This window comes from Neisseria iguanae, from assembly GCF_003013245.1.
Lineage (GTDB): Bacteria > Pseudomonadota > Gammaproteobacteria > Burkholderiales > Neisseriaceae > Neisseria > Neisseria iguanae.
In genome coordinates, this window is sequence record NZ_PXYY01000072.1 from 1 (window position 1) to 13231 (window position 13231).

The window sequence follows — 13231 nt, forward strand, 5'->3', positions numbered from 1 at the left end:
AGTGATGTAGTCGGGCATGGCAAGGCTGGGCGGCGACACGAAGGCAAATTCGCAGCCCCAGCGTTTTAAGGCTTGTGTCAGCGAATGCACGGTGCGGCCGTATTTGAGGTCGCCCGCCATAGCAATTAAGAAAAAACGGAAGGATTGGCGGTTGGATTGTATTGATTCGTTATGCTTCTATGCGGATTTGTACTATTTTTTAATTTCTTTTACTATAAATAAAATTATTCATATAGTGCAGATTGAGACCTTTGCAGAATTTAGGTTAAGCTAATAAAATAGAGTCCGTCATTATCGGGTGACAACCCGATAATCCAGTCATTCGGCTTGGATAGTTTTATCCATAATATGTCATTGACTTTTAAGATATTGATGGAAGATAGTCGTTTCAAATTTCGATATCATATTCTGAATCGCAATGGCTGAATTATCGGGTCGGTATCCGATAATGAGGGTCTGAGCTTGGTTGAACTTTACCGAAAGCAGGCCGTCTGAAAGTATTTTCAGACGGCCTGCTGGTTTTTTAATGCATTATTTAATGATTTGGTTCAATTCGCCTTTGGCGTATTTTCCCGCCATTTTCTCCAATGAAATCGGTTTGATTTTATCAGCTTGGCCTTCGCAACCGAAGGCCAGATAGCGGTCAACGCAGACTTGTTTCATGGCTTCGACGGTTTTGGCCAAGTATTTGCGAGGGTCGAATTCGGATGGGTTTTGGGCCATAAAGCGGCGGATGGCACCGGTAGAGGCCAGGCGTAAGTCGGTGTCGATGTTGACTTTGCGTACGCCGTATTTGATGCCTTGTACGATTTCTTCAACCGGCACGCCGTAGGTTTCTCCGATGCTGCCGCCGTGTTCGTTGATGATTTTTAACCATTCCTGCGGCACTGAACTGGAGCCGTGCATCACGATGTGGGTATTCGGCAGGGCTTCATGGATTTCTTTGATGCGGTCAATGCGCAATACGTCTCCGGTTGGCGGACGGGTGAATTTGTATGCGCCGTGGCTGGTGCCGACGGCAATGGCCAAGGCGTCTACACCGGTATCGCGTACGAAGCTGACGGCATCTTCCACGCTGGTGAGCATTTGGTCGTGGGTCAATTTGCCGACTGCGCCCACACCGTCTTCTTCGCCAGCTTCACCGGTTTCCAAGTTGCCCAATACGCCGATTTCGCCTTCTACCGATACGCCGCAGGCATGGGCGAAGTTGACCACGGTTCGGGTCACGTCAACGTTGTATTCATAAGTCGATGGGGTTTTGCCGTCTTCCATTAATGAGCCGTCCATCATCACAGATGAGAAGCCCAATTGGATAGAGCGTTGGCAAACGTCGGGCGATGCGCCGTGGTCTTGGTGCATCACGACAGGGATATGCGGAAATTCTTCAATGGCGGCTAAAATTAGATGGCGCAGGAAAGGCGCGCCGGCGTATTTGCGTGCGCCTGCGCTGGCTTGAACGATCACCGGCGCGTTGGCTTGGTCGGCGGCTTCCATGATGGCGCGCATTTGTTCGAGGTTGTTGACGTTGAATGCGGGGAGCCCGTAGCTGTTTTCTGCCGCGTGATCAAGCAATTGGCGCATGGATACAAGAGCCATAAAAATCTCCTAAAGATAGTGTGGGAATAAACGATAGCAAATTATAATCGCTTTTGACCTAAAAGACTACATAAGGCTACATCGATTTCATATGTTAATAACATTCGTTTGAAATGAATGTAGCCGAATGAAAACCATCGGTAAATGTTTGCGATTAGCGCGAGATGGTAGATAATAACAGTTCAAGGCTTTGGGTAAAATTCATCTGTACCTGATTTCTAAATCCGTCACAGGGTGCGCAAGTCCGCTGCGCGGGGCATCATGACAGCAAATCTGCACAGCCCGTGACAAATTATCGATTTTGGGATATTTCCGAATTTTACCCAATTCTCCATTCGATAAAATGGTCTCAGGCCGTCTGAAAAAATAGAGGAACTTTAATGTCGCGAATTATGGTACCCGCTCCTGATGATATTTTGTTTGCCACGCAGATGACGGTACAAATCGGCGATATCAATTACGGGCAGCATTTGGCCAATGATGCTGTGTTGCGCCTTTGTCATGAAACGCGAATGCGCTGGCTGTATCAGCAGGGCTGGAGTGAATTGAATGCCGGTGGTGTTGGGTTGATTATGGCGGATGCGGCAGTGCAGTATGTGGCGCAGGGATATCACGGTGATGATTTGCGGATTGAAATGGGCACGGCCGATGTGGGCAAAAGCGGTTTTGGGCTGCTTTATCACTTGGTTCGGGCGCATGACAGGCAATCGATTGCGCGCGTGTATACCGGTATGGTGTGTTTCGATTATACGGCGCAGCGTGTGTGCCGTATGCCTGAAGCCTTGGATGCGGCATTGGAGGCCGTCTGAACATGAAGCAGGCGGAATTTTTAGCGTGCCAAGATGCATATTTTGCTGATTTGCAGCAGCAAGGCAAGTCAGCACACACGTTGGCTGCGTATCGGCGCGATTTGGCACAATTGAACGGTTTGCTCTCGGCAAGGCCGTCTGAAAACGAAGATGTGGTGCGTGCAGATATGGTGGCGGCTTTAAAAAAGCTGTCGCAACAAAATTTAGGCGAACGCAGTTTGGCGCGGAAATTATCAGTGTGGCGGCAATATTGTGCGTGGCTGATGAAAAAAGGTGCCATTGATAAGGATCCGACGCGCAACATCAAAGCTCCCAAGCCGCTGCAACGGCTGCCTAAAGCTTTACAGCAGGAGCCGCTGAATCATTGGCTGGATACCGATGACGACGATTCCGACTTGGCCGTGCGCGATCATGCGGTGTTTGAATTGCTCTATGGTAGCGGCTTGCGCTTGAGCGAAGTGCATAATTTGAATCTGGCCGATGTGTTGTTGGACGAAGGTTGGGTGAGCGTGACCGGTAAAGGTAATAAGCAGCGCCAAGTACCGCTGGTGCAGAAAAGCAGGGAAGCCATTGCTGCTTATCTGCCGCTGCGCATTGCGGTAGCTGGCGAGACAGCTTTGTTCACCGGCAAAAACGGCAAACGCTTGGGGCAGCGGCAGATTCAAAAGCGTTTGGCTCAATGGTCGGCCAAGCAAGGCAGCGGACAGCATTTGTCGCCACACATGATGCGCCACAGTTACGCCAGCCATTTGTTACAATCTTCGCGTGATATTCGGGCGGTGCAGGAATTGTTGGGACACAGTAATCTTTCTACCACGCAGATTTATACCAAGCTTGATTTTGACCATTTGGCGCAGGTGTATGATGAAGCGCATCCGCGTGCCAAACGCAAAAAGGAAAAATAGTATCAAAGGCCGTCTGAAAATATTTCAGACGGCCTTTTTAAGGGTATCCTCATTTTTCTGGTAGCAGATTTTCGGGCAGAACAGCGCGTATGCAAGGCAATATTCCAAGAGGACGGTTTTACACGCCGTGCCGGACATTTTGCGCGCATGTTCAACACGGCAGACGGGTTTTTATGCCGGGAAAATGCCGCATGATGAAATACGGACACGCCCCGATGACGAGTTGCTTATTTGGTAGGCATGCAATCCTGTACCAACAAATGATCGACTATACCTTCTTCACCGGCCCCTTCAACCTTTTCATGGCGAGCGAGAAAACCGTCGCTTTCCTGATAAAAATCGGTCTGCACAAAGTTGCTGACGGTCCAAGTTAATTCGCCGTTACTGAATGCGCTCACATCTTCATCGCTCAATTCGGGACTGTAGGGTGCGCTGATGTTTAAGCCTTGGTATCGGATTTGTGCGGTAGGACCGGCATCGCTTTTGTAATAGCGTACATCGATTTTTTGATCCTCTCCGCAAGAATAACTCTGCCATTTGGCTTGGTTTTGCGCGGTCAAATCCCTGCCTAAATGTAGCATCGGTGTGGAAGCGGCCGTATTTGAAGCGGCGGCAGCGGCAGGCATTGAAGCAGCAGTGGTTTCAGTGTGTTCCGCCGTTGACGCGGCTTTCGGTGCGGACGCGGCTGGCGACGTATTGGTCGGCCCGGATGGCGAACAGGCTGCCAAAGCCAGCAGCAGGAACAGCGATAAGAAAGATTTCATTGCCGGCATATCAAACATTTATTCAGTAAACAACACGCCGACAGTCTAGCATGAAGTGGCGAAACTTTCACGGCTTGGGGGAAAAGCGGCCGTTTTCCCTTTTTCAGACAGCCTGTAAAATTAGGCTGATAAATCGGCGAAAGTCTTGCTATAATTCTTCATTACGCCAATTAAGCCAACCCGAACACACCATGAGTCAAACCCCATTATTAGACCTTATCGAACAGCCGCAACAATTGCGTGCACTGGATAAACACCAGTTGCCGCAAGTGGCCGGCGAATTGCGTACTTTTTTGCTGGAATCGGTTGTCCGGACCGGCGGTCATTTTGCCAGCAACCTAGGGGCAGTCGAATTGACGGTTGCGCTACATTATGTGTACCACACGCCTGATGACAAGTTGGTGTGGGATGTCGGCCATCAGAGTTATCCGCACAAAATCCTGACCGGCCGCCGCAACCGCATGCACACCATCCGTCAATACGGCGGCTTGGCCGGTTTCCCCAAACGCAGCGAATCCGAATACGACACCTTCGGGGTAGGACATTCGTCGACGTCCATCGGCGCCGCGCTCGGTATGGCGATTGCGGACAAGCTGCAAGGTTTGTCCAACCGCAGCGTAGCGGTTATCGGCGATGGCGCGATGACCGCAGGACAGGCGTTTGAAGCCTTAAACTGTGCCGGCGACATGGATGTCGACTTACTGGTGGTTCTGAACGACAATGAAATGTCGATTTCGCCTAATGTCGGTGCGTTGCCGAAATATCTGGCCAGCAATGTGGTGCGCGATATGCACGGCTTGCTTTCGACCATCAAGGCGCAATCGAGCAAAGTATTGGACAAATTGCCCGGTGCGATGGAAATTGCGCAAAAAGTCGAACACAAAATCAAAAGCATGGCCAGCGAAGCCGATCATGTGAAACAGTCGCTTTCCTTGTTTGAAAACTTCGGTTTTGAGTACACGGGGCCGGTCGACGGTCACGATGTGGAAAAGCTGGTAGACGTGCTGAAAGATTTGCGCGGCAAAAAAGGGCCGCAATTGCTGCACGTGATTACCAAAAAAGGCAACGGCTACAAGCTGGCGGAAAACGATCCGGTGAAATACCACGCCGTATCGGCCAAACCGCAAATGCAGGTAGCCGAAACCAAGCCTGTTGCCGCCAAGCCGAGTTATACCGAGATTTTCGGCAAATGGATATGCGACCAAGCGGCTGCGGACAAACGCTTGGTGGCGATTACACCGGCCATGCGCGAAGGCAGCGGCCTGGTGGAATTCGAGCAGCATTTCCCGGAGCGTTATTTTGATGTCGGCATTGCCGAGCAGCACGCCGTCACGTTTGCCGGTGGTTTGGCCTGTGAAGGCATGAAGCCGGTGGTGGCGATTTATTCCACCTTCCTGCAACGCGCCTACGACCAATTGGTGCACGATGTCGCGCTGCAAAATTTGCCGGTGATGTTTGCCGTCGACCGCGCCGGGGTGGTGGGTGCCGATGGGCCTACCCATGCCGGTTTGTATGATTTGAGCTTTTTACGCTGTATTCCGAACATGGTGATTGCCGCACCGAGCGACGAAAACGAATGCCGCTTGCTGCTCTCAACCTGTTATGCGCTGGATGCGCCGGCTGCCGTGCGCTATCCGCGCGGCAGCGGTTGCGGTGCGCCTGTTTCGGAGGGCTTTGAAACCGTACCTGCAGGCAAAGGCGTGTTGCGCCGCGAAGGCAAACAAATCGGGATTATCGCTTTCGGCAGCATGGTACAACCGGCCTTACGGGCCGCCGGAGCATTCGATGCCAGCGTGGCTGATATGCGTTTTGTGAAGCCGATTGATGAAGCCTTGATTATCCAATTGGCGCAATCGCATGATTATCTGGTGACTGTCGAAGAGAACGCCGAACAGGGTGGTGCCGGCAGCTTGGTGCTGGAAGTGTTGGCGAAGCACAAAATCTGCAGGCCCGTGCTGGTGTTGGGCGTGGCCGATATGGTGACCGAACACGGTGATTCGGCCAAGCTGCTCGATGATTTGGGTTTGAGTGCTGCCGCGATGCAAAAACGCATAGGCGAATGGTTGGCGCAATAATTGAGCCGCCGGAGATGGATAAAACCGTAAAAGGCCGTCTGAAATATTATATTTCAGACGGCCTTTTACGGTTTTATCCATCAAATCACAAAATCCGCTCCCGATAATTCAATATACTGATTCATGTCTTGCGATGGTATTTTAGACGAGCGGCCAATCGGTTTAGCCGGCACGCCGACCACGGTAATCGATGACGGCACATCGGCCACCACCACGCTGCCGGCGCCGATTTTGGCGTTCTCACCGATGCGGATGTTGCCCAAAATCGAAGCGTTGGCGCCAATCATCACGCCGTCTGAAACTTTCGGGTGGCGGTCGCCGCATTCTTTGCCCGAGCCGCCCAAAGTCACGCCGTGCAGGATGGAAATATTGTTGGCCAACACAGCTGTTTCTCCGGCCACGAAACCGGTGGCGTGGTCAAGCATCAGGCCGTGGCCGAATCGTGCAGCGGGGTGAATGTCCACGCCGAACACTTCCGACATGCGGTTTTGCAGGAAATAAGACAAGGTTTTGCGGCCGTTGTTATACAGCCAATGGTTGATGCGGTGCGCCTGAATGGCGTGGAAACCTTTAAAATAAAGCAGTGGCAGCGAATATTCGTCACACGCCGGGTCGCGTTCATAGATGGCCTGCAAATCTTCTTTCACGCTTTCGATAATGCGGCTATCGTCAGCAAGAGCCTGCAGACAGATTTCGTTCAACGCACACACGTCCATAATCAGGCTGCCGAGTTTGCTCGATAAATGAAATGCCAACACGGCATCCAGCGAATCGTGACGCAACACGGTTTGATGCAGGAAGCTGGCCAGCATAGGTTCGGCATTGGCCGCGACAGTGGTTTCTTCAAGAATCGTATTCCACAAATCGAAATCAGGAATATTGGGATAGTCTTTTTTCGTGTGTCCCGACATGATTTTTTTCATGATGAAAAAGGCCTTTTGAAACTGATGAAACCGTTATCTTACTGTTTTCATCGGACTTGTCATAGACGATTTGGAGAAAACGATAAGGGAAATGTTGAAGATTCTGCGAGCGGGTTATACAGGAAACAGATATTTTTATAGATACGGTCAGTTCCATTATTAGCAACATAGTTTTGCACGGCATATTTGGCGGCAGCCTGTTTATCATTAAAGATTGCAGTGGGTCTGACAAATAAAGTGCTTGTCTGTTTGTCTTCTAAATACTATCCCTTTCATGAAAATTCCAAGGTCTATTTGTTGAATGGCGTTTGGTGACACGGAACATTTTGTATCCTTTTTTTCACGCCATTGTACAAAAACCAGCCCATCAAATTGCAGTTGCATTGTGGTACAAACGGGTTCTGTTTCGCGATACCAACTTTTTTCTTCCAAACAAATTGCACTCTCAGCATAATTGTTTACTTTTCTATGCTTACTTAAATCGTAACCTCCAACAGGATCTAATCCATATTGACGAAAATAATTATCCTGTTTATCAAGATATTGTATAGCTTGCATAATAGGTTTTCCTTCTTCAGGTAAATCATCAGCCCATTTATGTAATGGGCTTAGTAAGCAAAATCATAAAACTTTATGGTAAGCTTCTGATATTTATATTAAAAACAAGTACCCAAAGCCCGGTAAACTTTCTGAGCAGAAATTCCGGCAAATATTACGCCTTTCTGCCTCAGGTTTGACTGCTTCCGACACAGCCGGATTAACGGCAGCCAGTGTCCGAAGTGCCAACAACCCGTTCCCCAAACTGCGGCACCGTATTGCTGACGAATGTGGGAAGCAAACCCCGTTTTCAGATATCACCGAACCGGATGGGCCTTATTCCGGTGCCAGACGCATCCGTGGCAAACGGGCTCGGGGAGCCGGTGGAAAAACCACCGTATTGGGCATATTGAAGCGTGATGACAAGGTCCGTACCGGAACCGTACCCGGTGCTTCAAAAGCCATGCTGCAAAAGGTTATCCGGGGCCATCTCCCTATCAAAAGCTTTACTGGTGGCCGGCATGGTTCTGGTTGATATAGGTTGTGAAAAACACTTCCGTGTCCGTCACGCAGGTAACGAGTTTGCCGGAGGGGTTCGGCATATCAGCGGAATGGGGTCATTTTGGGCTTATGCAAAAAACAGGACGGTTGAATTTAACGGCGTATCCGGACGGACATTTTATTGGCACCTGGAAGAAACGGGATTCCGCTTTAATCACAGACATGATAACCTGTATGTAATTTTGTTGGAAATGTCACGGAATATGCCGTTGGATTAAATTTGCTTCCTAGGCCCCCTATGTAATTTCCAATAACCTCTATACATCGGGAAGCGGTTAATAGAAACTTGAAAACAATACGGCACAGGCAGATAAAATAAATGATAATAATTTAAATGTTAAGATTTTGTAAACATCCCAATAAGGCGAACCATTTTTATATAAGATATATCGGCATGATTGCGACTGTTTCCGCCGCCAGCCATCGTTGCGCCTGCTTTGGGTTGGTATCGCATATCTCGCCAATTTTAGCGGTGGTGAAGCCGTATTTGGCTCGGACGGTCTGCAGATTTGTCGGTGTTTAGCCAAGTTCGAGAGAGGCAATCATCACCAATCCTTTCTGTATAAACAATAGATTTTTTATTTAACTGCCTCTAACTAAACTTAATCTATAGTTTGCGTTTTAGGTATTTATAGTTTTTCAGCATAATCTTGTTCAACGCAATATAAGCATACCACCCGAGCCATAACAGTAGAGCTGATTAAATGAATCATGATGACTGAGGTAGACCTGATTCTTGAATTCGACACTGGCTTAAAAAGCCAGAAACCGTTTCAATTCAGGGTAAAGTTTGCCCCTACGGGGCAGATCGGATAGGGAAGTTCCGCCCTGCCTATATGTTCATTTTAAGTTAACAATCTATAGGATATCGGATAAAACAATGCCGTCTGAAAGTAGATGTAAATCTCTTCAGACGGCATTGTTGTTTTCAACAACCGTGCAAGCAGCTGCATTTTCGCTGAAAATTGCAAAATGACTGCCGTCTTTTTTATAGCAGGTTAAATTCGAAACAAGACAACCCCGGCCAACCGAGTATCATTTTGGATTTAATCTGACCATACCATCCCTCAGATATTGACTGCGTTGATAGCAAAAGACACAAAGAACGCCATCTGCAACCGATCACGGCGTGCGGTCCCAATAAGCAAGGCGGAACCATAGGCAATATTTCAATTGCCAACGGGTACCCTGATTAAAATGAATCCGTTGCCAACCGCTATATTTTCAGACGGTTGACAAACCGCATTGCCTCAAACAGGAAGGGAGATTTGCAGCAAGAATACCGGCGACAACGTAAATGACAAAAAATCTTAATTGCCGTTCCCCGTCGGCAGCGGTGCCGACAGCTACACCTGCGAAAGCGAAAACAGTCATACGCTTCAAGATTTTTTAACACTACATACCAGATGGATTGCCTGCTGCGGAATGGAAAATTTAAGCTATACCGCCAATTACAAATACTGTTTGCCGTGCGGACGAAAAAATCGAAGTCGGCAAAATGATTTTAAATCAGCATATTGCCAATAGGTTGAGCAAAATTGAGGTTTGAAGGATAACAAAATGCCGTCTGAAAGCTGATCAAGGCAGGTCGGAAGGTAAGTTTGTCGTCAAAGTTCCCTTACTTATTTCAAGGTTATTCGCCTTGAAATTTTTTCAGACGGCCTTATATGCGGTTTATCAAATCTCCCTGTTGAATTAAGGATGTCGGAAATGACTGGACAAAACCAAAACATTGAAGAAGAAAAAATAGAAACTCAAGAAACGCAAATTACTGACGCGGCAACAGAAACCGAAGCCGAAGCCGTTGAAACCGAAGCCACACCTGAGCCGACGTTGGAAGAATTGCAGGCGCGCATTGAAGAATTGGAAGGCCGGCTCAAAGACGAACAGCTGCGTGGTTTGGCCAATGAGCAAAACCTGCGCCGCCGTCATCAGGAAGAAATCGCTGCCACCCATAAGTTTGCCGGGCAAAAATTTGCCGCCGAAATGCTGCCGGTAAAAGATTATCTGGAAATGGCACTACTGGATCAAAGCGGTAATTTCGAAGCCTTGAAAATGGGTGTGCAAATGACCTTGAACGAACTGCAAAAAGCATTCGATACCACCCAAATCAAAGAAATCAATCCGGCCGTGGGCGACAAACTCGACCCGCACCAACACCAAGCCGTGCAAACCGTAGGGAACGGGCAGGAGCCGAACACCATCGTCAATGTGATGAAAAAAGGCTATGCCTTATCTGACCGCGTGTTGCGTCCGGCCATGGTAGTGGTAGCAAAAAACGAAGATTGAAAGCACCGCTTGATGATGTTTATCAAGCATAAAATCTTCAAACGACCCTATCCGCAACCTACAAAAGAGACCCTGCTGCTGGAAAATCACTCCGAACCATCAGAACGTGATTCGGACGACAAGGCCGTCTGAAAATGAAATCGCATATTCCAAACATGCTTGTGGATAAACAAATTAATTATTTGAATTAAATCATAAAAAAAATTCATTCTAAACCTTGAAAAAATATCGAACACCCTTATCTACAAGCCAACCGAACGCTAAATTCAAAAAAACTCATTAATTCAGTCATTTAAATTTTTACTAGGAGCTATCACACTATGGCAAAAGTAATCGGTATCGACTTGGGTACAACCAACTCATGTGTATCTATCTCTGAAAACGGTCAAACCAAAGTTATTGAAAACGCCGAAGGCGCACGTACTACCCCTTCAGTTGTCGCCTACCTCGACGGCAACGAAGTATTGGTCGGAGCCCCAGCCAAACGCCAAGCCGTTACCAATGCGAAAAACACCATCTATGCGGCCAAACGCCTGATCGGTCACAAATTTGAAGATAAAGAAGTCCAGCGCGACATCGAAACCATGCCGTTTGAAATCATCAAAGCATCTAACGGCGATGCATGGGTGAAAGCACAAGGCAAAGAATTGTCGCCACCACAAGTTTCGGCCGAAGTATTGCGCAAAATGAAAGAAGCTGCCGAAGCCTACTTGGGCGAAAAAGTAACTGAAGCGGTGATTACGGTTCCGGCCTATTTCAACGACAGCCAACGTCAAGCCACTAAAGATGCCGGCCGCATCGCCGGTTTGGATGTCAAACGCATCATCAACGAACCGACCGCAGCCGCATTGGCTTTCGGCATGGACAAGGTATCTGGCGGCGACCGCAAAGTAGCAGTTTACGACTTGGGTGGCGGTACGTTCGATATTTCCATCATTGAAATTGCCGATGTTGACGGCGACAAACAGTTTGAAGTGTTGGCTACCAACGGCGACACCTTCTTGGGTGGTGAAGACTTCGACCAACGCATCATCGACTTTATCATTGATGAGTTCAAAAAAGAACAAGGCATTGATTTGAAAGGCGACCCGATGGCTATGCAGCGTGTAAAAGAAGCTGCCGAAAAAGCTAAAATCGAATTGTCAAGCGGTCAGCAAACCGAAATTAACCTGCCTTACATCACCATGGACGCCAGCGGTCCGAAACACTTGGTATTGAAACTGAGCCGTGCCAAATTCGAGTCATTGGTAGAAGATTTGATTAAACGCTCTATCGAACCTTGCCGCATCGCCCTGAAAGATGCAGGCTTGAGCGCAAGCGAAATCAACGACGTAATCTTGGTGGGTGGTCAAACCCGTATGCCTAAAGTGCAGGAAGAAGTGGAGAAATTCTTCGGCAAAGCCCCGCGTAAAGACGTAAACCCTGACGAAGCCGTGGCTGTTGGTGCCGCGATTCAAGGCGAAGTATTGGGCGGCGGCCGCAGCGACGTGTTGCTGCTGGACGTCACCCCGTTGTCTTTGGGTATCGAAACCATGGGCGGCGTGATGACCAAACTGATTCAGAAAAACACTACCATTCCGACCAAAGCATCACAAACCTTCTCTACCGCCGAAGACAACCAATCGGCCGTAACAATTCATGTGTTGCAAGGCGAACGCGAGCGTGCGTCTGCCAACAAATCACTGGGTCAGTTCAATTTAGGTGACATCGCACCGGCACCACGAGGCATGCCTCAAATCGAAGTGACTTTTGACATTGACGCCAACGGTATCTTGCACGTTTCTGCCAAAGACAAAGGTACCGGTAAAGCAGCCAACATCACCATCCAAGGTTCTTCAGGTTTGAGCGAAGAAGAAATCGAACGCATGGTGAAAGATGCGGAAGCCAACGCTGAGGAAGACAAAAAACTGACCGAATTGGTAGCCTCACGCAACCAAACCGAAGCCTTGATTCACTCAGTGAAAAAATCTTTGGCCGACTACGGCGACAAACTGGATGTTGATGAAAAAGCCAAAATCGAAGATGCGCTGAAAGCCGCCGAAGAAGCCGTAAAAGGCGACGATAAAGCCGACATCGACACCAAAACCGAAGCATTGGGTGCCGCCAGCCAAAAACTGGGGGAGATGGTTTACGCCCAAGCGCAAGCCGAAGCCCAAGCAGGTGAAGGTGCGGCACAAGACAGCGCGGCTAAGAAAGACGATGATGTCGTTGACGCCGATTTTGAAGAAGTGAAAGATGACAAGAAATAAGGCCGTCTGAAACCGAACTGGTAATAACCAAACGCGAACCTTTTCAGGTTCGCGTTTTTCATGGGCTAAGTTTCAAGCTTAACCATTTAAATTTTAAGTGAGTCCGCTATCTTCAAAAAATCTTATTATCAAACCAAGACCTTGTACCACCCAACCAAATTTAGTACGTCATTACTTGGAGCCGGCCCGATAATCCGGTTGTTCAATTTTGCTCGTTTATCAATGATATGTCATTGAATTTTGGAATATGAATTAAATATAAATATCGGTTCGAAATCCGACATAATATTCTGAATCTCAATCGCTGGATTATCGGCTCGGCTCCCAATAATGACATTCCCTATTTTGCCGGTTCAGCATATGTTTACCAATTTCTCAGCCTGAGACCTTTACAAACCTCTAAATCCACCTAAAAAGAATTTAGCGGAATTTTCCATGGGCAGCTTCTTCCACCAACAAGTCCAAATCATGACGGCAAGCACACCGGCAGATTTCCTTTTATCAAACTCAAGCAAGTGCTTGA

The 13231-nt window shown here is 48.3% G+C and carries 9 protein-coding genes and 2 pseudogenes; 6 read left to right on the forward strand and 5 right to left on the reverse strand.

Features of this window, described 5'->3' with window-relative positions; genetic code table 11:
- Nucleotides 1-126, reverse strand: a pseudogene (locus C7N83_RS10135) (aspartate carbamoyltransferase); the annotation flags it as partial.
- A gap of 405 nt (nucleotides 127-531) precedes the next feature.
- Entirely contained in the window at nucleotides 532-1596 is a 1065-nt protein-coding gene (gene fba / locus C7N83_RS10140; RefSeq protein WP_106742437.1) for a class II fructose-bisphosphate aldolase, read from the reverse strand.
- Between the two features lie 380 nt (nucleotides 1597-1976).
- Between fba and C7N83_RS10145 the strand changes: the two genes are divergently transcribed.
- Nucleotides 1977-2405 carry an acyl-CoA thioesterase gene (locus C7N83_RS10145; protein WP_106742439.1) on the forward strand — a complete coding sequence of 143 codons (429 nt, stop codon included), beginning with the start codon at nucleotides 1977-1979 and terminating at the stop codon, nucleotides 2403-2405.
- Between the two features lie 2 nt (nucleotides 2406-2407).
- Nucleotides 2408-3310 (forward strand): tyrosine-type recombinase/integrase, encoded by a 903-nt coding sequence (locus C7N83_RS10150; protein ID WP_106742440.1) that lies wholly within the window; start codon nucleotides 2408-2410, stop codon nucleotides 3308-3310.
- Between the two features lie 227 nt (nucleotides 3311-3537).
- Here the strand turns inward: C7N83_RS10150 and C7N83_RS10155 are convergent, their stop codons facing one another.
- Nucleotides 3538-4074 (reverse strand): hypothetical protein, encoded by a 537-nt coding sequence (locus C7N83_RS10155; RefSeq protein ID WP_146135135.1) that lies wholly within the window; start codon nucleotides 4072-4074, stop codon nucleotides 3538-3540.
- 191 nt (nucleotides 4075-4265) lie between these two features.
- Here C7N83_RS10155 and dxs point away from each other — a divergent pair, with 191 nt between their 5' ends.
- The gene (gene dxs / locus C7N83_RS10165; protein ID WP_106742445.1) at nucleotides 4266-6149 is read left to right on the forward strand and encodes a 1-deoxy-D-xylulose-5-phosphate synthase; all 1884 of its coding nucleotides are present in this window, start codon (nucleotides 4266-4268) and stop codon (nucleotides 6147-6149) included.
- A gap of 80 nt (nucleotides 6150-6229) precedes the next feature.
- On the opposite strand, the gene cysE is transcribed toward dxs, so the two are convergent.
- Entirely contained in the window at nucleotides 6230-7060 is an 831-nt protein-coding gene (gene cysE / locus C7N83_RS10170; protein WP_106742451.1) for a serine O-acetyltransferase, read from the reverse strand.
- 219 nt (nucleotides 7061-7279) lie between these two features.
- Nucleotides 7280-7630, reverse strand: coding sequence for a hypothetical protein (locus C7N83_RS10175; protein WP_106742447.1), 351 nt, complete (start codon nucleotides 7628-7630; stop codon nucleotides 7280-7282).
- A gap of 91 nt (nucleotides 7631-7721) precedes the next feature.
- Between C7N83_RS10175 and C7N83_RS10180 the strand changes: the two are divergent.
- From C7N83_RS10180 to dnaK, 3 genes and pseudogenes are all read left to right on the forward strand, one after another.
- Nucleotides 7722-8388: pseudogene (locus C7N83_RS10180) on the forward strand (IS1595 family transposase).
- A gap of 1483 nt (nucleotides 8389-9871) precedes the next feature.
- The gene (gene grpE, locus C7N83_RS10185; protein WP_106742448.1) at nucleotides 9872-10459 is read left to right on the forward strand and encodes a nucleotide exchange factor GrpE; all 588 of its coding nucleotides are present in this window, start codon (nucleotides 9872-9874) and stop codon (nucleotides 10457-10459) included.
- 320 nt (nucleotides 10460-10779) lie between these two features.
- Nucleotides 10780-12708 (forward strand): molecular chaperone DnaK, encoded by a 1929-nt coding sequence (gene dnaK / locus C7N83_RS10190; RefSeq protein WP_106742450.1) that lies wholly within the window; start codon nucleotides 10780-10782, stop codon nucleotides 12706-12708.
- Nucleotides 12709-13231: the final 523 nt, after the last annotated feature.